Source organism: Streptomyces sp. NPDC050658 (assembly GCF_044457025.1).
Classification (GTDB): domain Bacteria; phylum Actinomycetota; class Actinomycetes; order Streptomycetales; family Streptomycetaceae; genus Streptomyces.
Genome location: NZ_JBITGM010000001.1, coordinates 1,473,140 through 1,495,547 on the forward strand (window position 1 = coordinate 1,473,140; position 22,408 = coordinate 1,495,547).

Consider the following 22,408-nt stretch of genomic DNA (forward strand, 5'->3'; position numbering starts at 1 on the left):
GGGGGGGGGGGGCGGGGGGCCGGGGGGGGGGGGGGGGGGGGGGGGGGGGGTTGGGGGGGGGGGGGTGGTGGGGGGGGGGGGGGGGGGGGGGGGGGGGGGGGGGGGGCGCCCCCGGCCCCCCCCCCCCAACCCCCCCACCCCACACCACCACCCACCCCTCCCGAAATCACGAAACGGCAGTACGCCTGAACTCCTGCTCGGCGCCGGAGTTGCAGCTCCACTGGACAAGACGGGCACCATCACCAGTGGCCTCATCAGCAACACCAAGACACTTACCACTGTGCCGAGCGACGAGCCGGTAGCTGCCGCTGCCGCTCCCGGTCTCCTCGAACCGCCACTGCTGATGCGCACCGGAGCCGCAGCGGTACTGATTCACGGAGGCACCGTCGCCGCCGGACTCATCGGCGACATCGAGACACTTCCCGCTGTGCTGGGCGAGGACCCGCACATACCCGTCGCCCGCGTCCTCCAGCCGCCACTGCTGATTGAGCCCGCCGTCGCATCCGTACTGCACGACGGAAGCACCGTCGCCGGACGAATCATCGGCGACGTCGAGACACTTGCCGCTGTGCCGGGCGGCGAGGGTGTAGTGGGGCCCGCCACCGGCCCCCTGAACGGTCCCGGCATCGGCGTCGACGGCGATCTCCGGATACCAGGGCAGACTCATGCTGGTCCGGGTCGGGAAGTCGAGGGGAGCCCAGACGTACTGGGAGTCGTTGACGGTACCGCCCATGGAGTTCCCCCACCGATCGCCCATATAGAGATAGCCGGTTCCGGCACCGTTTCCGTTCCCGGAGGCGCCTTGCAGGGGGAGGACGTACGCGGTCTGAGACCCGTAGGCGGTCGCGTCACCGACGTCCTTCATCTCGGTCCAGGGCCCGGTGATGCTGCTGGCGGTGGCGTACTTCTGCTGATTGGGATACCACCCGCTGGTGCCGGAGGTGAGCATGAAGTACACGCCGTCACGCTTGAACAGGGCAGGGGACTCACGATGGTTGCCGGGCCAGGGGTTGGCGACCTCCTTCTCGAAGCGGGTGTAGTCGGCGGTCAGCCGGTAGATGAAGAGGTCGGCGTTCTCGCTGCCGGACGATATTTGGTACGCCGTGCCGTCGTCGTCCTTGAACAGCGTCATGTCCCGTGAGGTGGTCCCGCTGGGCGGCCGGAAGCTGCCCTGCCAGTCGTAGTCGCCGTCGACGGTGTCGGATACGGCGACGGCGGTGCGGGACTCGGTGTAGTCCTTGCCGTTCTCCTTGTGCATCCACATGACGAACTTGCGGGTCTCGCTGTTGTAGATGACCTTGGGCCGCTCGATGTTGGCGACGTCCAGCTCCGGGTCGCTGTCCTGGGTCAGGGCGTGGTTCCGGAACTCCCAGTTCTTGAGGTCGGCGGACCGATAGACGGAGACGGCTTTGAAGGTGTTGTCCGCGTGCCGGTTCTCACCGAACCAGTAGTAGTAGTCCCCGACTTTGATGGCTCCACCACCGTGGGCGTGGACGCCGGCACCGGTGGTGTCGGTGAACTGGGTGGCGTTGGGGATGGTGACGGGGGCGGAGGCGGATTCCTCGGGGGCGGGGGTGGATTGTGCGGGGCGCTGGTCCGGCTCGGCGTGGGCCGGAAGCCCGGCGGCGACGAGCCACAGCACGGCGAGGAACGCGGCGGTCAAGGGTCTGCGGGCGCGTTCGAACATCGAAGGTCCCTTCTTCGACGGTGGGGGTGAGCGAGCTCCGAGCTCTACTACGCGTTTCAATTTGTTGATTCGTGTTGAGCTCTGTCGAGGGACCGTAGGTGTGCGGGATGTTTGCGTCAACACTGTGTGCGGAATTGGTCTGTTGGGGCCACAGACCTCGGATCGTCGAAGCTGATCAGCTCCGCCATCTGATCGAGGATGGCCCGGTACTGCTCCCGGCGGGTCACGGCCCCCGTAGCGAGTGAGAGGACCACCAGGTGCTTGCCTTCCGGATGCGGAAGGTGGGCATGGACCTGGAGAAGAGGCTGCTGAGGGAGGCCGCTTTCGGGGGAGGGCATGCGGATGGTCTCGCTGATCGATGCGGGGCCACAGGGGAGTTCGAGGTACGCGATACGGGTATGACCCTCGGCCTTCGCTACCGCGCGGGCGGCGGTTACGGCGGGCGGGGCGGTGGTGATGTTGCGCCAGGTGAGGGTTAGGAGGGAGAGGAGGGGTGGGCGGTCACCGCTTTCGCCGCCGGAGAGGTCGTCTCGATGCAGCCCGACCGAGCAGTGCACTGTTCCGGCTTCGCGGAGGGCCGCCATCATCTGCTGGCCTGATGCCAGTTGGGCGATGAGCTGCTGGCGGGCTGCATCGCTGGGCGCCGCGCCGAGGAGCGGTACGAGGGCGGTGCGGAACCTCTCTGCGGCGAGGGAATCCTGCGAGGCCAGCAGGATGTCGATCGGTAGGGCCGTGAAGCCTGCCGGCTCGACGAACCACACGTCGGCATTGGGGTCTTGGGCGGATTCGTGGAGGATGAAGTGAGGGATGGCGCTGGTCACGGGGCTTGATGCCTCTGCTCGACGCGGCTACAGCTATGGCTAGGCCGGGAAGATGCCGACGCGTCGGCCTCGTTCGATGTCTTCGGGGGTTGCCCCCCAGTCGGAGAAGCGACGGCCTCCCCCAGCGCTCATCTGCTGGTGGAGGACTTGGAAGCGTCGGGGAGCCTTGCCGTTCGAGGTCGGTGCGGCGAGGAGACCGATGAAGCGGGGATCACCGGCAAACCAGACCACCTCGATCTGGGCCTTTAGCTTGGGCTTGGCGCGGAGGGCCATCCTTCGGCTCCACCACTCCATGCGCATGTGTTGACCGAAGACCAAGGGAAGTTGCTGATCCGGAGACGCTGGATTAGGGAACTCAAACCATCCGTACTGCCTACCTGCAACATCTGGGTACTTGGTCAGTCCATTCGTGACTCCCCGCAGCACCTGCCATGGATACGTTCGAAGGATGCGCAGCATGCGCAGGGCTGGCGGAAAGTACTTGAACTGGACGCTCACCCGGTAGAACCCATAGATGAAGTAGGGCATGAAGACCCATACGACCCAGTTGGGTGTGTACGTAGAGATCCCGAGAAGAGTAATCCAGCCGCCGATCCACCCAATGAGCCCGACCATATTCATACCCATATGCCGCAGCCAGGCCTGGCGAGTTGGCGGGTGATCCCAAGCTGTCGCGAAGTCGGCAGGATTCATGCGGAACTCCTTCTACGTCGAAACGGTCACGAGAAGACGTGGCGGGCGAGACTCAGAACTCCCCCGCTGTCGAGGCCTAGCCGTGCTCCATCAATCCCAGCGACTGAACCGTCCTTGACCTTTGTGTCGTCGCCGTCCATGGCACTATCGATCAGGCCGAAGCTCGCTGTGCCTACCCCGAGGGACCCTGAGCCCGTGGCCACTACCTTCGCCGCCTTGGCTGGGTTGCTCGCCCCCTGGACGACGCGTGCGATGAGCCGGTTGTCCAGCGCTGCGACGCCCCGTGCTTCCTCCATGGTCTTGATGCCGACAGTGGCCATCTTCTGCCCAAGGGTCACGGCTTGAGTACCTGCACGCAGGGCATCCGCGGCCTCCCTTCCTCCCTTGACTACAGCGACAAGCCCAGGAAGCATCCCCAACCCATCAGCCCCCACCGAAACGGCATTACTCCAAAAATCCGCGTCGAACTCCCCTTTGGTGAACCCGTCCATCAAGGAAGCCCGCACCTCCGGATCCCAAAGCCGCCTCCCAAGCGCCCCCGCGCTCAACGCCGAAGCCGCCAACATCAACGCCGCCACCATCGTGATCCCCAAAGGGGCCGCAAAGATGACCGCCACCAGGGCAACGACGCCGGCCAATGCGCTGAGGATGTCCGGCAGGTTCTCCTTGACCCAGTCGGTCGCCTTGTCGAACCAGCCTGGTTCGCTCGGCGCCAGCTTGTTCGTCGCGTCACGAATCTTGCCGGCCCGATAGTTGGCCCGCTCCTCGTGCTCATGGGCCAAGTCCCGGGCCTTCTTCAGCACCCGGTCGAGCTCGTCCTGCGCGTCCCGTACCTGGCCGTCGGCCCGCTCCAAGGCCTTCTTCGCACTCTCGTGCCGAGCGCCCTTCTCCTTCAGCCCGGGATCATCACCCGCACGCTCGGCCCGCCCCTTCTCGGCCTCCAAGACATCCCGCGCATCCTTCGCCGCCTGATTCAGACGCTTCGCGCGGCGCTGAAATTCACCGAGTTCCTCATGCCAACGGTCCAGATGCTTGGCCGCCTTACCAATGGAACTGGCCGCGTTCTTCAGGTTCTTCGGAAGCGGACCGTCCTCGATCTGCTCCCGGAAGGCGACCGCCGCGTCGCCTTTCCAGTAGCTGCCGTCCATCAGCTTGGTGACGACGCCGTGCGCCTCGTGGAGAGTCGCGGCACAGTCGACGAGTTTCCGGCGGAGCGCCTTCACCGTGTCGGGGTCGCCGGGCGCAGGGTTGAATCCCAGATCCGGGTAGTCCGGATTCGGTACTGACGGGGAAGACTTCAAGCCTTGCGGCAGCGGACCGTTGCGGCGGGCCGGCGAATCCGCGGGAACAGTCACGGCTCCGGGATCGTACGTCACTTCACTCCCCCGCCACCGGAACCCTTGCCCGCACCCTGACCCGTTCCCGTGCCCTTCTCCTTAAGACACTCCTCAAGGGCCTTGTCGACCTCGCGGTAGCTGTCCTTGCTGGCATTGATGATCTTGGCAAGGTCTTCGGTCTGCTCACCGATCTGCTCCGTGCCGAACTTCCATTCGTCCTGGAAGTCCTCGCAGGCCCAATCGAGATCGTCGGTCCCAAGGCCCATGGTGGTCGCGTCCGCCAACGCCTTGCGCATGCGTCTCAGCGAGTCCTTCGAGTTGTTCAGCAGCTCCATGAAATGTTCGAGTTCATCGCCGTCGACTACCAGTCGATCCGCCATCCCACGAACTCCCTCTCACCGGTTGACGGCCTGAATCTCCCCCACGGCGACCTTCCGCGCCGCCCCGAACACCCCATCCGGCAGTCGTCCCCCATCCCTCTGGCTGCTTGTCCAGGAAATCCGCCACGTGAGGGTGGCGTTCAGCTCGTACGAGCCACCCCGACCCGAAGGGCGCAAGTACTGCACCCCGCACGGCGGCAGTACCTCCGCCGGCGTTCCTTTGGCCCGGGGCTTGCCGATGCGTCCGTCTCTGATGGGGCACTCCCCTGACGCCGGGAACGTCTCGGCGTCCGCCGTGCCCGGATCGATCGTGAGGGAGACCGGCTCGGCGGTCGTGGTCGCGGAGAGCCCGGACCCCGGAATGCTCGCGGTCACCGAGACCTTCCTGAACTTCGCACTCTCCAGCCAGATCCAAGTCGGCAGATTGACTTTGGTCTCCGTCGGCGGTGCCATCGCGATGTCCGTGTCAGGGACGGGAAGTTCGTCATACGCGTACGAAGCGAGGGTCTCTGCACTGACTGCGAGGGGCTCCCCAGGGGCATCGCCCTTGTCCACCCAGAACGGCGGCCGGTCACAGGCCAGCGCCTCGGGGTCGTCCTTGCGGTTCGGGTTGACCACCGCCGCCCAGAACATTCCCTCGCCCTGCTTGTCGAGGTTGTAGTTCTTATAGGGGTTGCCGTCCTTGTAGCGGTCGTCGAGGTAGTTGGCGACAAGGTCCCCGATGCCACCGGCCAGGGGAATTCTCTTGCCGAAATTCCGCCACGCCTTGACCGTCTTCTCGATCTCCTTGGGCGAGAACGCGGGCTCGTACCAGCACGCCGGGGGACTCCAATTGACGTCCACCGACGACAAGCTCCCTCCGTCGAGAGACCTCGCGGCACCGTTGACGGTGGTCTGCACCGTCGTCTGAGCCGTGATCGAGCGGCCGTTCATGCCGCCCTTCACCTGCCTGTTGGGGGAGTTCGTGTTCGCCCAGTCCGCCCATGCCGTCGGCGTGGTCTGCGTGGTGAACAGCGTTGCGAGGAGCGTGGCAAGAACAGTGGTGCGTCGGCTCACGGCTGGCATACCTTGCTCCCGCGTTCCGAGTAGCTCCTGGTGACCTGCCATACGCCCGTGGAGCTCTTCCGCATACGGTCGTTGTAGAAGACGAACGACTTCTCGGTGGCCGGAGTGACGTTGACCTTCTTGGTCTTACGGTCCTTCGTGTAGCCCTTGGACTCATCCGCGCAGTACGTGAGCCCGGCCGAACCGTCGTCGCTGAAGGCGACCCGGCGGTTGTAGTAGTGCACGGTTCCCGTGACCGTCGTGCCGTCCTGGATGAATCCGCTGACCCATTCAACCGTTCCGAGCAGGGCCGAATCCTTGCTGTAGAACACGACGGCATCGGACTTGGCGTCTTGCGTCTCGATCGCCTCGACGACGGCTCGCTGGTACTCCATGTTGTCTCGCAGCACGGCGTCGGCCTTCGGCTCGCCCGTCGTCTTCGGGGAGAACAAGAGCTCAACGCCCGCGGGCAAGTTGACCTTTGGCCGGTCACCCACTTTCTCGGGCGCCGTAGGCGAAGCCGACCCTCTGCCCCCACCCCCCGCATCCACCCCCGCGATCCCCTCACCCTCTCCCCCACAAGCCGAGAGCGAGACGACCACGACAGCAGTCAGGGCGGCCGCTGCAAGCAAAGTGGGACGGCAGATCACTGTCAGCTCCTGGAGACGGAGGACTCTGGGGTGACGGAAGCTATCCATGGCGCATGGCCGATGCCAGCGGCATGTTCGCCGAAGCGGTCGGCATATCGGCACATAAGGAGTCCGCGTCAGCCCAGGTGACGTGCGGCATGGCCTCTCCGCACTGAGCGAGTGAGACCGCCGTCGCCCCCTTGACGGAGGGCTGCCTTGTCAGAGGCGGCAAGTAGCCTCGGGCGCCATGGGAATTGAGATGAACGTAGTGGTGAGTTACCCGATCAACGATGAGGTCGAGAGGGTGCTCGGTTTGGCCGAGGCGGTCGGTGAACCCGTCACCGTCACGTTCATATGGGAGGGACGCGAAGAGGCGGAACACGCGGTACTGGTGCCCGCGGCCACGCTGGCGCTCTGGGAGCACTGGGCTCCCACGGCCTACCCGACCAGTGACGCCGGGGACAAGAACCCGGATGTGGCGGAGGAGCCGGAACTGGCCCACCCGGCGGAGTTCGGTGCGTTCACGCTGTTCCGACGTCGCGCAGGAGGACGTACGGCGGTTGCCCGCAATGGCGCGGTGGTCGCCGAGCTACTGGACCCCGGCGAGGCGCACTGGCTCCAGGAGAAGTCCCGCAATGTCCGCCAGGGCTTCATGGATCCGAAGCAGAGGGCGGCATTCGAGGAGTTCCTAGCCCGTCAGGAACCCCTCGAAGAACGGTGACGTGTCACCTCATGGAGCACCACCAGCCGCACGAGCAGACGGGACCGCGGCCCAAGCGGGGGCGACGACAGCTGACGCCTCGGACTCGGATGCAGACTCGGCCTCAGCCTCAGCCCCTGTGCGATCCGCCCCTCCCCGCAGCCCTCCTGGACTTTGACGGCCTCGCCCCATTCGGCCACAGCCTCGGACTCCGCTTCGCCGCGATGTCCTCCAGCCACCCCACCGAAGCAATCATCAGGCCGATCAACGGCCACACCAGCACCGTCATCCACAGCATGTACGTCGAGTCCAGCGCCGAACTCCAGCGCTCGTCCTCCATGAACGGGAGGTCGTACGCCATGTCGATGATCGGCACCGTCGCCATGATCAGGAGGTTGTGCCAGAGATAGATCGTCACCGCGCGGTTGTTGGACAGGGTCACCAGCTTGTCCCACTTGGCCAGGCGGCCCGGCAGCTCCTGCCAGGAAGGGGAGTACTGGAACAGGATGACCACGAAGCCGAAGGACCATGCCGCCTGGGCCAGCGGGATGTCGTTCAGGTCCCAGCCGTCCGGGCCCAGATGGCCCGAGGCCCACCACAGGCCGAAGGCCATGATCAGGGCTGAGACCGAGACCGCCACGTAGCGCGGGACCCGGGCGAGGACTCCCTCCTGGTGGGCGAAGCCCAGGACCCAGCAGCTGCCGTACACCGCGAAGTCCGAGACCGCGTTGCCCGTCTCCCCGGGGATCTTCACGATCTCCGTCGCCAGCACCGCCGTCAGCACCAGCGGAGCGAACAGCGTTGCCCAGGGGAGCCTGCGGAATGCCCACAGCAGCAGTGGCGACGCGATCACGAACCACAGGTACGCGCGGATGTACCAGAGCGGGCCCGCCGCCTGCGCCGGCCACGTGTCCTCCAGGAGGCCCGCCTTGTCCCCGATGTGCCAGGGGAACGGCGGGGCGCCGATCGGGAACACGTAGTTGAGCATCGAGACCAGGCCCCACGTGTCCCCGTGGTCCGGATCGTCCGCCACATTCCAGCCGCCGTAGAAGAGCAGGAACAGGGCCACCGCGCTGAATGCCCACATGGGGGGCAGCAATCGGCGTATTCGGCCCCGGATCACGCCCCACGCCGGACGCTTCAGCGAGCGCGCCATCAGCGCACCCGCCAGCGCGAACATCACGCCCATGGACGGGAAGATGATCGTCAGCCAGGCCCAGCCGAACAGGTGGTAGATGATGACGCGGACCAGGGCCAGCGAGCGCAGTACGTCGAAGTAACGGTCCCGGCCCGGTTTCTTGGGCGTCGGCGCCGCCACCGGCGGTTCGGCCGCCACCGGCGGTTCGACCGCCGTCGGAACCTGCGGCAGCGGCTGCGTGGGATAACTCATGCGACGGGCCTCCGATCAGCGCCGCCCGTCCGCTGCTGCGGAATCGAAGGCGGCGTCCCCACCACTCCCGTGCGCCGGAGCTTCTGCCAGCGAAGGCGGCCTCCGGTCAGGGCGGTGATCCAGGACTGCAGCAGTACGACGTACATCAACTGCCGGTAGAGGATCTGCTGGAGGGGCAGCGAGATCAGATGGGTCATGCGTTCGCGGTCGAGCCGGAAGGCGTACGCCGCGCACACCGCCTGGATGGCCAGGACGCCCAGCCAGGCAATGATCGTCTTCTGGGTGGGGCCGAAGATCAATCCGTACAACAAGAACACGTCGATCAATGGAGCAAGTAGCGGCGCCAGGACCATGAAGAGGGAGACCAGCGGCATGCCCACCCTGCCGAACCGGCCCGACGGGCCCGACTCGATCACCGAGCGGCGGTGCTTCCAGATCGCCTGCATCGTGCCGTACGACCAGCGGTAGCGCTGGGACCACAGCTGCTGCACCGTCTCCGGGGCCTCGGTCCACGCGCGGGCCTTCTCCGCGTACACCACCCGCCAGCCGTCGCGGTGCATCGCCATCGTGATGTCGGTGTCCTCGGCGAGCGTGTCGTCGCTCATGCCGCCGACCCGCTCAAGTGCCGTACGACGGAAGGCACCCACCGCGCCGGGGATGGTCGGCATGCAGCGCAGCATGTCGTACATCCGGCGGTCCAGGTTGAAGCCCATCACGTATTCGATGTGCTGCCAGGCGCCGATGAGGGAGTCCCGGTTTCCCACCTTCGCGTTGCCCGCCACTGCGCCCACGCGTGGGTCGCCGAACGGCTGGACCAGCTCGCGGACGGTGGACTGCTCGAAGACCGTGTCGCCGTCCATCATCACGATGAGGTCGTAACGGGCGTTGGCTATGCCTCGGTTGAGGGCCGCCGGCTTGCCCGCGTTCTGCTGGCGGACGACGCGTACGTTCGGCAGGCGAAGGCCCTCCACGATCCGTGCCGTGCCGTCCGTCGAGCCGTCGTCGATGACGATGATCTCGATGGGGTGGTCGCTGGTCATCAACGAACGGACCGTGGCCTCTATGCACTTGGCCTCGTTGTACGCCGGGACCAGGACCGAGACCGGTTCCGTGACGTCCGGGCCCCAGCGGAAACCACGCCTGCGGACGCGGCGGGCGTGGACCGCCGAGAGCAGCAGCATCAGGCCGAAGCGGCCCATCACCAGGACGCCGATCACCGCGAGCGCGACGACCAGGCCGCCGGTGATCTTCTCCGAGGCGCCGACCAGGAAGACCCAGGCCTTGCCCTTCCACAGCTCTATGCCGGTCACGGGCGCGTGCGCGCTGGGGGCGTCCAGGGCCTCGGTGAGGTTGGTGAACTGGTAGCCCTTGTCCTGGAGGTCGGGGAGGAACGTGTCGAGCGCGGCGACCGTCTGCGAGCGGTCGCCTCCGGAGTCGTGCATCAGGACGATCGCGCCCTTGCCGCCCTTGGGCGTGGCACGGCGGATGATCTCGTCGACGCCGGGGCGCTTCCAGTCCTCGCTGTCCGTGTTGTTGACGACCGTGAGGTAGCCGCGCCCGCCGATGTACTTCGTCACCGGCCAGGACTTGTTGTCCATCGCGTCGGAGAAGGACGAGTACGGAGGACGGAAGAGGGACGTGCGGATGCCGGCCGCGCCCGCGAGCGCCAGCTGGTTCTGCGAGAGCTCCCAGTCGATGCGGCTCGTGGACTGGTAGGAGAGGTCCGGGTGGTTGAAGGTGTGCAGGCCGACCTCGTGCCCCTCGTCCACCATCCGCTCCACGAGGTCGGGGTAGCGGGAGGCCATCGTGCCGGTGACGAAGAAGACGCCGTGCGCGTGGTGCTTCTTCAGTACGTCGAGGACCTTGGGCGTCCACTCCGGGTCCGGACCGTCGTCGAAGGTGAGGACCAGACGGTGGTCGGGGACGCTCAGCGTCTCCTCGTGGCCGCCTCGGGTGTCGATGACCGGGCCGCCCTCCAGGACCTTCTTCGGCACCTTGTCGGTGGCCGCGGGCGGGCGCACGCGGTGGTCGGCGAGGATCTCGCTGTGGGTGTAGCCGCGCAGCATCAGCATCGCCATCAGGGCGACGAGGAGGAGCGAGGGCAGCAGGTAGCGCAGGGGGAGTCTGCGTCGCCTGGGGGTACGCGCCTGCTTGGCCCGGCGGCCGCCTCTCCGGGAGTGGGCGTGACTGTTCCGGGAGCCGGCGGACCGGCCCCTGTCGGTACGGGAGTTCATCGCTGTGCGCTCTCCGAGGGCTGGTCGGCGCTGGACGGGGACTGGTAGCCGACCGACTGGGCGCTCGTCTGCGGGGACTGTGGATCGGAGGCCGGGTTCACCACGGGGACCTCGCCGCCGCCTCCCGCGGCGCCTCCGCCGGAGGACTCGGTGGGGTCCGGGTCCGTGGGCGGGTCCGTCGGCTCGGTGGGGTCCGGGTCCGGGTCGGGGGTGGTGGGCTTGTCCGTCGGGTCGGGGTTTCCGCCGTCGTCCGTCGGGTCCGGGTCCGGGTTGCCGCCGTCGTCCGTCGGGTCCGGGTCGGGGGATTCGCCCGGCTTTCCGCCGCCGTCGGTCTCGGTGGGGTCGGCGGAGTCGCCGCCGCCGGTCGCGGGCGCGGTGCCACCGCTCTCCGTGGCGCCCGGCGAGGGCGTCACGCCGGGCGTGGCCGAGGGGTCGGCGGAGTCCGCCGGGCGGTCGGGTGTGTCCACCTGGCTCGCCGGCTTGTCGTCCTTGGGTTTGATCGGCAGCCAGGGGGCGCTGGAGTTCCCCGAGAGCAGCGTGCCGACGATGATCACCGCGTAGACGGCGCAGGCGATGCCGACGATGACGCCTATGCGTCGGTAGCGCCTGCTGCGGCGGCCCGTCTCGTCGACGAAAACCGGTCCGTCCGGCGCGTCTTGGCCACCATCGACGGAGAGATCCGCCAGCTGTCGCCCCACCCCGTCGATCTGAACGGTGACCTCGTTCGGATCATGGGTGTGTTCCGGTAGGGCATCTTCTCGCCAATTGTCCATGCGTACGCGCAACCCCCCACATAACCTGTCTCGGGCGCGCACGACTCCGGGCAACTTGCCGTCCGGACCGGGCCCCCACCCGATCCGAGCGCCCCCCTACCACACCGCGCCCGGACTATGAATGTAGCGCACGGCGGCGACAGTCGTACTAATCAGTCAGTCCAGACTCATCATGATGAGTGCATCTGCGGCCGGAACCCAACCACCTTCGGGCCTTCGCAGCCATCCCTCGGCCTCGGCGAGCTCGGCGGCCGCCGCGCGGAGCGCCTCCACTCCCGGATGCACCAGCCCCTTCCGCCACACCAATGACACCGGTGACAGGGGCACGGGGTCGGTCAAGGGGCGCAGAACCACCCCGGGCATGGCCGGAAAGTCCACCACGGCGAGCACCGGGTTCCGGTTCTTGGCCATGATCCGGCCGAACTCCTCGGCGCCGACCGCGAGCGGCGCGGGCGACGCCACCTCGATGCCCCGCCCCTCGAAGAGCCGGTGCGCCAGATCGGTCCACTCCAGCGTCCGGTCGTTGCCCGCGCCCGCGTACACCTGTTCCCCGGCCAGCGCGTCCAGCGGCACCGCGTCGAGCTCGGCCAGCGGATGGTCCAGCGGCAGCAGCACCGCCATGGGCTCGTAGCGCACGGGCTGCTGCGCGAGCGGCGCCCGCAGCGCCGGCTCCAGACCGGCGTACCGCCCGAAGGACACGTCGAGCCGCCCCGCCGCGATCTCGGCCGCCGCCCAGGTCAGCCCGCTCTCGAAGCGGGCCATCAGCTCGCATTCGGGGGCGAGTTCGCGGGCCCGCTCCAGGATCCGCCCGAAGACGAGACCCGGGCTGTTCAGGTCCACCAGGAGCGGCCTCGGCGAAGCCGCGGCGCCCGCACGCCCGCGCGGGAACGCCGCCGCCAGCTCCCGCTGCGCCTCCAGGACCCGCCGCGCGTACGGCAGCAGCCGCTGCCCCTCGGCCGTCAGCGAGACCTGCCGCGTCGAGCGCGCGAACAGCTCCGCACCCAACTCCCGTTCCAGGCGCCGCACATCACGGCTCAGCGCCTGCTGGGCGACGTACAGCCTGGCGGCGGCCCGCGTGAAGTGCAGCTCTTCGGCCACGGCGACGAAGCCGCGCAGGAGGCGCGGGTCCACCAGGTCATGAGGCGTACGAGGCTCTGCGGTCACCCGCGGAACCTACAACGGAAGTGCGTGAATCCGCACCCGGAAGGTGTTGGACCCCATGTCACCGCCCCGGCGATGGTGATCCCATGCCGCCCGCCGAACTCCCCCGCCGCGTCCCCTACTCCCGTCTCTTCCGCATACCCGGAGCCGTCGCCTTCACCGTCGGCAACCTCATCGCCCGCCTCCCCATGGGGATGTTCAGCGTCAGCGCCGTCATCATGATCGCCGGAGCGCGCGGTTCGTACGCCCTCGCCGGTGCCGTCACCGCGACGGGCCTCGCCGCGACCGCGGTCGTCGCCCCCTGGACGGCACGCCTCGTCGACCGGCACGGCCAGGCCCGGATCGCCGTGCCCGCCACCACGATCGCCGCGCTCGGCTCGCTCTCCCTGCTGCTGTGCGTGCACTACGGAGCGCCCGACTGGACCCTGTTCGCCTCCTACGTGGCGACGGCCACGACACCCAACACCGGGGGCATGTCCCGTGCCCGCTGGGCTCATCTCCTGAAGGGCGACGAGCGCGCCCTGCACACCGCGAACTCCTTCGAACAGGCCGCGGACGAACTGTGCTTCATGCTCGGCCCGGTCCTCGCGGCCTTCCTGTGCGCGGCGCTCTTCCCGGAGGCCGGCACCCTCGTGGGCGTCGTCCTGCTGCTGACCGGCGTCCTGGTCTTCGCCGCCCAGCGCACGACGGAACCGCCGCTTCAGGAACGTACGACCACGAAGGCGAAATCGCCCCTCCACGCGCGCGGGATGCCCGCTCTGCTCGCCGTGTTCCTCGCCACGGGTGCCGTCTTCGGATCGATGGAGGTGGTGACGATCGCGTACGCCGACGCGCGGGGGCACAAGTCCGCCGCCGGCGCGATCCTCGCCCTGCAAGCGGCGGGCTCCTGCGCGGCGGGCCTCCTCTACGGAGCCGTCGATCCGCGCGGCTCGCTGCGCCGCCGGCAGCTCCTGTGCGCCACCGCGATGGCCGCCCTGATGACGCTTCCGCTGCTGGCCGCCGCGCTCACCGGGTCGCTCCTGGTGCTCGCCGGGGCCCTCCTGGTCGCCGGAATGGCGACCGCCCCGACCATGGTCACCGGCATGACCCTGGTCCAGCGGCGCACCCCCGAGGGGCAGTTGAACGAGGGCATGACCCTCGCCGTGACCGGCCTCCTCGGGGGCATCGCCTGCGGTGCGGCGGGCGGCGGCTGGGTGGTGGAGCACCTGGGCCCCACCACGGGTTACGCCGTTCCCGTCACCGCCGCGTGCGTCGCGCTGCTGCTCAGCATCGCGCAGGCTTCCGCCACGAGCACTCCAGGTCCCCGCTCGGCTCGCCCGCACGCTTCGCACGCGGCTTGACCGGCTCGGCCTTGTCCTTGGTGGACTTGGCGAGCGTCACGACGATCGCGTCCTCCAGGGCCTTCACCGAGGAGGGCAGGTAGTTGTTGAGGATGATGCTGAAGACCAGCTCACGGCCGTCCGCGTCCTTCACGTACCCGGAGAGCGCCGAAGCGCCCGTCAACGACCCGGTCTTCGCATGGACGTTGAGCGCGGCCGGCGTCCCGCACATCCGGGAGCGCAAGGTGCCGCCGACGAACTTGTCCGGGTCGCAGGCCACGGGCAGGGACTTGTACCAGTCCGCGTACCAGGGCTCGCCCTTCACGGCGAGCAACAGCTTGATCAGCTGGTCCGCGGGCACGTTGTCCTTGCGCGAGAGCCCGGAGCCGTCGACCTGGCGCAGCTTGCCCGGATCGACACCGGCCGTCTTCAAGTAGGCGCTGATGGCGGCGATTCCGTCCGTCCAGTTTCCGGACCGACCCGTCGACGCGTGGCCCATCGCCTTCGTGAGGTTCTCCGCGTGCATGTTGTTGGAGAGCTTCATGAAGGGGATCATCAGCTCCTTCAGCGGCATGGAGTCGTGCTTCGCCAGCTGCCGCGCGCCCTTCGGAGTGGCGATTCCCGCCTTGGTGGGTCCGCTCACCTTCACCCCGTGAGCGGCGAGGGCGTCCCGGAAGATCGCGGCCGCGTAGCCGGTCGGCTCCCAGACGGTGATCCACTCCTTGGTGGCGGCACCGCCCACGGGGACGGTTCCGGTGACCGTGATGGTGTTGGTGCCGTGCTCCCGCTCGATGGTGAGCGTGTCCTCGCCGCCCGCCGGGACGGTCTTGGCGGTGTTCTCGACCTCTACGTAGTCCGTCTTCGGGGACACCGTCACCTTGGGCCTGTCCCCGGCCCGCGCGCCGGGCGTGGCCTCGACGACGACCGTCCCGGTGTCGTAGTCGGTGTCCGGGGCGACGCTCAGTGCGGAGATCTGGGCGGCGTAGTACGAGAACTCGTCGTCGCCGCTCCAGGTGTCGCCGATGCGCCGGTCGTCGAACCGGGTGTCGTCGGCGACCAGCCGCCCCGAGACCCGCCGGACGCCCGCGTCGGCGATCTTCGCCGCGAGCCGGTCGTAGTCCTCGGCGAGCGTCGTCGGGTCGCCGGTGCCGCGCAGATAGAGGTCTCCGGAGAGCACGTTTCCGTGCTGCTTGCCGTCGGTCAGTACGTCGGTGGTGAACCGGTGGTCGGGGCCGAGCCGCTCCATGGCGGCCGCGGAGGTGAGGAGTTTGGTGTTGGAGGCGGGCATCAGCCGGCCGCTCGGCAGGTGTCGGTAGAGCACGTCGCCGGACGTGGCGTCGGCGACGACGACGCTCGCGGCGCCGCCCTCCATCCGGGGATCCCCGAGGATCGTGTCGATCGCCTCGGGCAGCCCGCTGCGGTCGGAGTCCGCACCGGCCGGGGCGCTCAGCGAGAGGGAGGCCGCCGCGAGGCCGAGCACGGCGGGCCAGATCCAGTGGCGCATACGGGTGTTGACGCGTCTCACGGGTCTACTCATGACCCAGGAGCATCCCCGACTCCGGCGCCCCGCGACAGACCCCACTCCGGACACCCTTCGCGCGGGCGGCGCGTTCGCGACAGCAGTGCCGCCAGCACGGAAAGCACCGGCCCCGGTGCGACGGGCGCCGCGCCCTCCCTGCGGCAGACCAGCGCGTCGGGGTCGTCGGCGGGCGGCTGGAGGCGGTAGCCGTCCGGGCAGGCGGGCCCGGGGTCGCCCGGCTCGCCCTTGGGTCCCCGCTCGCCGGGCGGGCCCGCGGGTCCCGCGCCGCCGCCCTCGCCCGCGGCGCCGGGCGGACCCGCGGCCCCGTCCGTGCCCTTCGCCCCGTCGGCGCCCGCGGCCCCCGGCGGCCCGGTTTCGCCGGGCGCCCCGCGTTCACCGGGCTCGCCCGGCTCCCCCTGCTCCCCCGCGGGCCCCGGCTTCCCGCCGGCCCCGCGCTCTCCCTGCTCCCCGGACTTCCCGTCCGCCCCCTTCGTGCCGTCGGCACCATCAGCCCCGTCGACACCGTCAGAGCCATCCGTACCGTCCGCACCAGCGGCCCCCGCAGGCACCCGCACCCGCGCCAGCAGGTCGTCGACGGCGTCCGAGGGGTCGGGCGCGGCGGGGGTGTCGCCGTGGGCGCGGACCTGCGCCCGCAGCGTACGTACGTCACGGGCGAGCGTGGAGACGGCCTCGCCGCGCCGTTCCGCCTCCGCCGAGAGCCGGTCCGCGCGGCGGTCACCGGCGTCGATCCGGGCCCAGAGGATCACCGCGACCCCGGAGAGCGCGAGCAGCACGCAGACGAGGAACACACTGCGCCAACGGCGGGCCAGGAGTCGCTCGAGCTGGATCACGGCGTGCCTCCGAGCCGTTGGTTGTCGATGAGCAGCCGGGCGATCTCGCTCTGGTCATGGACGTGCAGGGCGTTCAACTCGGCTAACTTCGCGTCGCGTTCGGCGACCTGCCGCTCAAGCCGGTCCCGTTCGGTCTGCAGTTTCTCGGTGAGACTGGAGAAACCGGTGAGCGCGTTCTCCCCGCGTTTGCCGAGATACGCCACGACGGCGGCGCCCAGAACGCCCAGGCAGGCGAGAAGAGACCCGACGAGAGTGACGGTGGCATCCAAGCGACTGCCTCCTGCTCCTGCGCGCGCAGCCCGGCCCTGGTGCCGCCCGGCTGCTGTGTACCTCTACTCGGATGCAGTAACGAGTCACATGCCCAGAAGATGTGCCTGCCGCCCGCTTCCAGGCATGGTTAAAGCCCCCCGGCCAGTGGCCGGGGGGCTTTAACCTCACATGGGATGAGGGGGTCTGGGGGCATGCCCCCAGATATTCGACGAGGTGGACTGTGCTCGCGCTTTATTGCGAGCACAGTCACCTCCGCCTCGGTGGAGATGGCGGGAATCGAACCCGCGTCCAACGGTGCAGAATCAGGGCTTCTCCGTGTGCAGTCCGCTTCGATTTTCTCGGCCCCGGAGATCTCGCGGACAAGTCTCCGACGGGCCCAGTCACTGTTTGATTTCCTTCAAGGTCCCGTGACCGGGCCTAGAAGTTTAGATCCCTTGATGATGCCAGGATCCGGGTCGGGATCACCCCCGGGCTGACACTTCGCAAGTCGCTACTTAGGCAGCGAGGGCGAAGGAATCGCGCTTGGTGTTGGCGATTATTGGTTGCGACATATGGTTAACGAGATCATTGCCGCTTCCTCGACACGCTTCCCCTGCTTCGACATCCGCTGTCGAAACCGATCATCCCCATGTTGATTTTTCAAACCCTCCGAGGAGGGGCCGCCCCGTCACCAGCGGGGCATGAACCATCGTACGTGACCAACGCACGACGATGCCAGCGTATTCCTGGCGGCCGGGCGATCACCGGCCGATCCGCTGCCCGGGACTAGCCGATGCCCTGCCGGCGCCGCGCCGCCGAGATCGCGCGGTTGGTCTCGCGGGTGTCCTGCTTCTCGCGCAGCGTCTGCCTCTTGTCGTACTCCTTCTTGCCCTTGGCCAGGGCGATCTCGACCTTGACCCGGCTGTCCTTGAAGTACAGGGAGAGCGGCACGATCGTGTGACCCGCCTCCTGGGACTTCGACTCCAGCTTGTCGATCTCGGCCCGGTGCAGCAGCAGCTTGCGCTTCCGCGTGGCCGAGTGGTTGGTCCAGGTGCCCTGTACGTACTCGGGCACGTGGATGTTGTGCAGCCACGCCTCTCCGTGGTCGATGTGCACGAAGCCGTCCACCAGGGAGGCCCGGCCCATCCGCAGCGACTTGACCTCGGTGCCCATCAGGACGAGGCCACACTCGTACGTGTCCAGGATGTGGTAGTCGTGCCGCGCCTTCTTGTTCTGCGCGACCATCTTCCGGGCGGGGGCCTTCTCAGCGGCCTTCGCGGCCTTGCGCTTTACCTTTTCCTTCGCCATAGTGCGGCCATTTTCGCACTACGAGGGGGGTCCGAGGCCAGTCAATACTGTCTCCGCCCTGGTCTCGGCGGCGTCCTCGACCTCCAGGTCCGGGGTGATGCCCCGCCCGTCGACCGAACGCCCCGAAGGAGTGCGGTAGTGCCCGACCGTCAGCTCGGCGACCGAGCCGTCGGGCAGCCGGCTCGGCATCTGGACCGAGCCCTTGCCGAAGGTCTTCGAGCCCACCACGACCGCCCGGCCGCGGTCCTGCAGGGCGCCCGTGAGCAGCTCGGCCGCGCTCATCGTGCCGCCGTCGACCAGCGCGACCACGGGTCTGGAGGTGTCGCCGCCCTGCTCGGCGTGGAGCGCCTTCTGCTCGCCCCGCACGTCGTACGTCGCCACCAGGCCGCCGTCCACCAGGCCCGAGGCCGCGGTGACCGCCTCCGACACCAGGCCTCCGGAGTTGCCCCGCAGGTCGAGCAGGATGCCGGCGCCCGCGGGTGCCTCGCGCACCGCGGAGCGCACCCGCTCACCCGAGCCCTTGGTGAAGGAGTCGACCTTGATGAGGACCGCGCCGCCCGCCATCTCCGTGACCGTCACGGGGTCCGTGGAGAGCCGTGCCCGGTGCAGCGTCTCGCGCCACGCGCGCGTGCCGCGCTTCAGGCCCAGGGTGACGGGGGTGCCCGCGCGGTCGCCGCGCAGCAGGGAGACCACCTCGGTCACCGGCAGGCCCGCGACCTTCTTGCCGTCGATGCTGCCGAGCCGGTCGCCCGCGCGGACGCCCGCCTGGTCGGCGGGGCCGCCGCGCTGCACCCGGGAGACCTCGATGTGGCCGTCGGCCGCGCGCCTGGCCCAGAGGCCGACTCCGGTGTACGCGCCGTCCAGGGCCTGCTCGAACTCCTGGTACTCCCCGGGGGAGTAGACCGATCCCCAGCGGTCGCCGCTGCGGCTGACCGCGTCCTGCGCGGCCTCCTTGCCGGACTTGCCGTCGGCCATCGCCTCGGCCGCGGCGTCGGCGGCCTTGTCGGCGGTCTCGGCCGGGTCCGCGGGGTCGCCCGCGTCTCCGGAGGTGGCGACGGAGCGGGTGGCGGGGGCGGCCGACTTCTCGTCGCGGTCCGCACCGCCGGTCCAGGAGCCGGTGGCCGCGCCCGTGGCGAGCACGCTCGCGAAGACCAATGCCAGGGTCGCCCCGCGGCGGATACGGCGGGGCCGGGACAGCCGGTCGCAGAACCGGTCGGGGCCTGACATGCCGGTGAGTCTAGGACAACGAAGGGCGCCGCACGGTCGGTTGAACCGTACGACGCCCTGTGGAACAGGCGGGACTTGTCACACCTTGAGGTACTTGCGCAACGCGAAGAACGCGGCGAGCGCGGGCATCAGCAGACCGATGGCGAGCACCAGCGGCAGCTTGGCCAGGACCGCGTCCCACCCGATGAAGTTGATCAGATTCAGCTTCTCGGAGAGCGCGAGACCGTGGTCGATGATGAAGTAACGGCCCACGAGCAGCATGGCGCAGGCCACACCGCCGCCGATGAGGCCGGCGACGGCCGCCTCCATGATGAACGGCATCTGGATGTAGAAGCTCGACGCGCCGACGAGCCGCATGATGCCGGTTTCACGTCTGCGGCTGAACGCGGAGACGCGCACGGTGTTGACGATCAGCATCAGTGCCACCACGAGCATCAGCGCCATCACCGCGAGCGCCGCCCAGTTCATGCCGTTGAGCAGCCCGAAGAGGTTCTCCAGGATGCCCTTCTGGTCCTGCACGGACTGCACGCCGTCACGGCCGGAGAAGGCGGTCGCGACCACCTGGTACTTCTCCGGGTCCTTCAGCTTGATGCGGTACGACTCCTGCATCTGGTCCGGCGTGAGCGAGCTGGACAGCGGGGAGTCGCCGAACTGCTCCTTGTAGTGCTTGTAGGCCTCGTCGGACGACTCGTACTCGATCGTCTCCACGACGGGCAGCTTCTTCAGATCCGTACGGATCTGCTCCTTCTGCTCGTTCGTGACGGCGCCCTTGGCGCACTTGGGGTCCTGCTCGGCGTCGGCCTTGTTGCACAGGAAGATCGAGACGTTGACCTTGTCGTACCAGTAGCCCTTCATGGTGCTCACCTGGTCGCGCATGAGCAGCGAGCCGCCGAACAGGGCGAGCGAGAGCGCTACGGAGACGATGACCGCGAAGGTCATCGTGAGATTGCGGCGGAGACCTACGCCGATCTCCGACAGGACGAACTGGGCGCGCATGGCGGCCTTTCAGTGGATCAGTTGGATCAGACGGTACGGGCGAGACGGGGTCGTCAGTGCTGGTAGCCGTAGACGCCGCGCGACTGGTCGCGGACGAGACGGCCCTTCTCCAGCTCGATGACCCGCTTGCGCATCTGGTCCACGATCTGCTGGTCGTGGGTCGCCATGACGACGGTCGTGCCGGTCCGGTTGATCCGGTCGAGCAGCTTCATGATGCCGACCGAGGTCTGCGGGTCGAGGTTGCCGGTCGGCTCGTCGGCGATGAGCAGCTTGGGGCGGTTGACGAAGGCGCGCGCGATCGCCACCCGCTGCTGCTCACCACCGGAGAGCTCGCCGGGCATCCGGTCCTCCTTGCCGCCGAGGCCGACGAGGTCGAGGACCTGGGGCACGGACTTGCGGATCTCGCCGCGGGACTTGCCGATGACCTCCTGCGCGAAGGCGACGTTCTCGCCGACGGTCTTGTTGGGGAGGAGACGGAAGTCCTGGAAGACGGTGCCCAACTGGCGCCGCATGTGCGGAACCTTGAAGTTGGAGAGCCGGGCGAGGTCCTTGCCGAGGACGTGCACCTGGCCGTGGCTGGTGCGCTCCTCGCGCAGGATCAGCCGCAGGAAGGTGGACTTTCCGGAGCCGGACGAGCCCACGAGGAAGACGAACTCGCCCTTCTCGATCTCCAGGGAGACATCCCGGAGGGCGGGCCTTGCCTGCTTGGGGTAGGCCTTGGAGACGTTGTCGAATCGGATCACGGATGCACCACGGGTAGCCGGGGGTAGGTGTGCGTGACCATACGCGAAGCCGGTGCGGGAGCGCAGTCAGCGTCCTGAGTTGCGCGAATTGTCGCGGATATACCACGGAACAGATCAGTCGGAAACCGACTGTGCCGGGCGGGCCGCGCCGAAATCCGCGGAAGCTGGCACAGTGGAAGGGGGAACGGTTGAGTTCCCCCTAGCGTTGGGCAGGCTGTGACTGTGCGGGAGGAGGAGCGCATGACCTATGACAGGTTGGTGTGCGCGAACTGCGCGGCGCCCGTGAGCGAAGGCCGCTGCCCCGTGTGCCGGGCCAATCGCGAGCGCATGCAGCAAGAGGGGCCGTTCGGCGGCCTCAGCCCTGCGGCCCTGATCGGCGTGCTCGTCGTGCTGATCGCGGCGATGGCACTGCTGGCACACCAGACCGCTTAGCGCGCCAGGGGCGCGCAAAGACACCCGGAAGGGCCCGGAGCTGCCGCTCCGGGCCCTTCCTTTGTGCATTACGTACATTCTGTACGTTGCCGCTGTGCCCTGAATCAGGCAGCGGCGCCGCGGTTGCCGACGAAGCGCGGCAGCACGCGGAAGCCGATGCCGCCGGCGATCATCGTCGCGGCGCCGATCAGCAGGAACGTGGTCTCGGCGGCGCCGGTCTCGGCCAGCTCGCCCTTGTCGGCCTTGTCGCCGCCCTGCTCGACCGGGGTGGAGCCCGTGTCGGTCAGGCTGTCCTTGCCCTTGCCCTGCTCGACGGGGTTGGCGCCGCCGTCGGGGTCGTTGTCGTTGCCGCCGTTGCCGCCGCCGTTACCCGGCTCGCTCGGCTCCTCGGTCGGCTCCGTGGGCTCCTCGGTGGGCTCCGTCGGCTCCTCCGTGGGCTCCGTCGGCTCCTCGGTCGGCTCCGTGGGCTCCTCGGTGGGCTCGGTCGGCTCCTCCGTGGGCTCCGTCGGCTCCTCGGTCGGCTCGGTCGGCTCCTCCGTGGGCTCCGTCGGGATCTCCGTCGGCTCCTCGGTCGGCTCGTCGTCGTCCTCGCCCACACCCACGTCGACGCCGATGCCGTTCTCGTCGGCGCTGGCGTGGACGCCCGCACCGCCGAGCTCGACGCCGACGTCCAGGGCCGAGGCGGCACCGGCGGCGGTCAGCGAGGCGCCTGCGGCGATCACCGCACCGGCCGCTATCCGTGCCACGCGGATCCGCGTCTTCTTGGTCATCTGGCTGCTACCCCCAGTAGCTGAATCGTCAGTGAGGCAGCGTCCGGGACTGCGGTGCCGGGGGCGCTGGATCGGCCCCCACAGATCACACGCGTCCCAGAGATACGCATGCCGCTCGCTAGCCTTTCCACTTTTCATGACAGCG

The 22,408-nt window shown here is 68.6% G+C and carries 22 protein-coding genes and 1 other RNA gene; 3 read left to right on the top strand and 20 right to left on the bottom strand.

The window, feature by feature from the left end:
• Nucleotides 1-166: 166 nt before the first annotated feature.
• The 7 genes from ACIBKX_RS06595 to ACIBKX_RS06625 form a co-directional block, all read right to left on the bottom strand.
• On the bottom strand, nt 167-1,687 hold the full coding sequence (locus ACIBKX_RS06595) for an RICIN domain-containing protein (protein WP_363272013.1): 1,521 nt from the start codon (nt 1,685-1,687) through the stop codon (nt 167-169).
• 116 nt (nt 1,688-1,803) lie between these two features.
• Nucleotides 1,804-2,508 carry a hypothetical protein gene (locus ACIBKX_RS06600; protein ID WP_363272014.1) on the bottom strand — a complete coding sequence of 235 codons (705 nt, stop codon included), beginning with the start codon at nt 2,506-2,508 and terminating at the stop codon, nt 1,804-1,806.
• Nucleotides 2,509-2,547: 39 nt separating this feature from the next.
• Complete coding sequence (locus ACIBKX_RS06605) at nt 2,548-3,201, bottom strand: hypothetical protein (protein ID WP_363272015.1); 654 nt, start codon at nt 3,199-3,201, stop codon at nt 2,548-2,550.
• A 26-nt stretch (nt 3,202-3,227) separates the two neighbouring features.
• Complete coding sequence (locus ACIBKX_RS06610) at nt 3,228-4,556, bottom strand: putative T7SS-secreted protein (protein WP_363272016.1); 1,329 nt, start codon at nt 4,554-4,556, stop codon at nt 3,228-3,230.
• A 17-nt stretch (nt 4,557-4,573) separates the two neighbouring features.
• Entirely contained in the window at nt 4,574-4,918 is a 345-nt protein-coding gene (locus tag ACIBKX_RS06615; protein ID WP_363272017.1) for a hypothetical protein, read from the bottom strand.
• A 15-nt stretch (nt 4,919-4,933) separates the two neighbouring features.
• The gene (locus tag ACIBKX_RS06620) at nt 4,934-5,983 is read right to left on the bottom strand and encodes a hypothetical protein (protein ID WP_363272018.1); all 1,050 of its coding nucleotides are present in this window, start codon (nt 5,981-5,983) and stop codon (nt 4,934-4,936) included.
• Complete coding sequence (locus ACIBKX_RS06625; RefSeq protein ID WP_363272019.1) at nt 5,971-6,414, bottom strand: hypothetical protein; 444 nt, start codon at nt 6,412-6,414, stop codon at nt 5,971-5,973. Before ACIBKX_RS06625 ends, ACIBKX_RS06620 begins: the two co-directional genes overlap by 13 nt.
• Before the next feature lie 424 nt (nt 6,415-6,838).
• Between ACIBKX_RS06625 and ACIBKX_RS06630 the strand changes: the two genes are divergently transcribed.
• Nucleotides 6,839-7,312 (top strand): hypothetical protein, encoded by a 474-nt coding sequence (locus ACIBKX_RS06630; RefSeq protein WP_363272020.1) that lies wholly within the window; start codon nt 6,839-6,841, stop codon nt 7,310-7,312.
• Between the two features lie 109 nt (nt 7,313-7,421).
• Here ACIBKX_RS06630 and ACIBKX_RS06635 read toward each other — a convergent pair whose 3' ends face one another.
• The 4 genes from ACIBKX_RS06635 to ACIBKX_RS06650 all read right to left on the bottom strand — a co-directional run bounded on the left by ACIBKX_RS06635 (nt 7,422) and on the right by ACIBKX_RS06650 (nt 12,852).
• A complete protein-coding gene (locus ACIBKX_RS06635) occupies nt 7,422-8,681 on the bottom strand; it encodes an acyltransferase (protein WP_363272021.1) in 1,260 nt (419 codons plus the stop codon).
• Complete coding sequence (locus ACIBKX_RS06640; protein WP_399375653.1) at nt 8,678-10,915, bottom strand: glycosyltransferase; 2,238 nt, start codon at nt 10,913-10,915, stop codon at nt 8,678-8,680. The genes ACIBKX_RS06635 and ACIBKX_RS06640 overlap by 4 nt, the downstream gene beginning before the upstream one ends.
• Nucleotides 10,912-11,613 carry a hypothetical protein gene (locus ACIBKX_RS06645; protein WP_363272022.1) on the bottom strand — a complete coding sequence of 234 codons (702 nt, stop codon included), beginning with the start codon at nt 11,611-11,613 and terminating at the stop codon, nt 10,912-10,914. The genes ACIBKX_RS06640 and ACIBKX_RS06645 overlap by 4 nt, the downstream gene beginning before the upstream one ends.
• Before the next feature lie 231 nt (nt 11,614-11,844).
• Complete coding sequence (locus tag ACIBKX_RS06650; protein ID WP_363272023.1) at nt 11,845-12,852, bottom strand: LysR family transcriptional regulator; 1,008 nt, start codon at nt 12,850-12,852, stop codon at nt 11,845-11,847.
• Between the two features lie 83 nt (nt 12,853-12,935).
• Between ACIBKX_RS06650 and ACIBKX_RS06655 the strand changes: the two genes are divergently transcribed.
• Nucleotides 12,936-14,189: an MFS transporter gene (locus tag ACIBKX_RS06655; RefSeq protein WP_363272024.1), complete on the top strand. Its 1,254-nt coding sequence runs from the start codon at nt 12,936-12,938 to the stop codon at nt 14,187-14,189.
• On the opposite strand, the gene dacB is transcribed toward ACIBKX_RS06655, so the two are convergent.
• The 8 genes from dacB to ftsE form a co-directional block, all read right to left on the bottom strand.
• Nucleotides 14,113-15,705, bottom strand: a complete 1,593-nt coding sequence (gene dacB / locus ACIBKX_RS06660) for a D-alanyl-D-alanine carboxypeptidase/D-alanyl-D-alanine-endopeptidase (protein WP_363272025.1) — start codon at nt 15,703-15,705, stop codon at nt 14,113-14,115. The two genes, ACIBKX_RS06655 and dacB, sit on opposite strands and share 77 nt — an antisense overlap.
• The gene (locus tag ACIBKX_RS06665) at nt 15,702-16,538 is read right to left on the bottom strand and encodes a collagen-like protein (RefSeq protein ID WP_363272026.1); all 837 of its coding nucleotides are present in this window, start codon (nt 16,536-16,538) and stop codon (nt 15,702-15,704) included. The genes dacB and ACIBKX_RS06665 overlap by 4 nt, the downstream gene beginning before the upstream one ends.
• Nucleotides 16,535-16,807, bottom strand: a complete 273-nt coding sequence (locus ACIBKX_RS06670) for a hypothetical protein (RefSeq protein WP_363272027.1) — start codon at nt 16,805-16,807, stop codon at nt 16,535-16,537. Before ACIBKX_RS06670 ends, ACIBKX_RS06665 begins: the two co-directional genes overlap by 4 nt.
• 259 nt (nt 16,808-17,066) lie before the next feature.
• Nucleotides 17,067-17,436, bottom strand: a transfer-messenger RNA (tmRNA) gene (gene ssrA / locus ACIBKX_RS06675).
• Nucleotides 17,437-17,573: 137 nt separating this feature from the next.
• The gene (smpB, locus tag ACIBKX_RS06680; RefSeq protein ID WP_363272028.1) at nt 17,574-18,095 is read right to left on the bottom strand and encodes an SsrA-binding protein SmpB; all 522 of its coding nucleotides are present in this window, start codon (nt 18,093-18,095) and stop codon (nt 17,574-17,576) included.
• 18 nt (nt 18,096-18,113) lie between these two features.
• The gene (locus ACIBKX_RS06685) at nt 18,114-19,322 is read right to left on the bottom strand and encodes a S41 family peptidase (RefSeq protein ID WP_363272029.1); all 1,209 of its coding nucleotides are present in this window, start codon (nt 19,320-19,322) and stop codon (nt 18,114-18,116) included.
• A gap of 78 nt (nt 19,323-19,400) precedes the next feature.
• Entirely contained in the window at nt 19,401-20,318 is a 918-nt protein-coding gene (gene ftsX, locus ACIBKX_RS06690) for a permease-like cell division protein FtsX (protein ID WP_363272030.1), read from the bottom strand.
• A gap of 53 nt (nt 20,319-20,371) precedes the next feature.
• The gene (gene ftsE / locus ACIBKX_RS06695; RefSeq protein ID WP_363272031.1) at nt 20,372-21,061 is read right to left on the bottom strand and encodes a cell division ATP-binding protein FtsE; all 690 of its coding nucleotides are present in this window, start codon (nt 21,059-21,061) and stop codon (nt 20,372-20,374) included.
• A gap of 240 nt (nt 21,062-21,301) precedes the next feature.
• Here ftsE and ACIBKX_RS06700 point away from each other — a divergent pair, with 240 nt between their 5' ends.
• Nucleotides 21,302-21,493 carry a hypothetical protein gene (locus ACIBKX_RS06700; protein WP_363272032.1) on the top strand — a complete coding sequence of 64 codons (192 nt, stop codon included), beginning with the start codon at nt 21,302-21,304 and terminating at the stop codon, nt 21,491-21,493.
• Nucleotides 21,494-21,597: 104 nt separating this feature from the next.
• Here ACIBKX_RS06700 and ACIBKX_RS06705 read toward each other — a convergent pair whose 3' ends face one another.
• On the bottom strand, nt 21,598-22,263 hold the full coding sequence (locus ACIBKX_RS06705; RefSeq protein ID WP_363272033.1) for a hypothetical protein: 666 nt from the start codon (nt 22,261-22,263) through the stop codon (nt 21,598-21,600).
• Between the last annotated feature and the right edge of the window lie 145 nt (nt 22,264-22,408).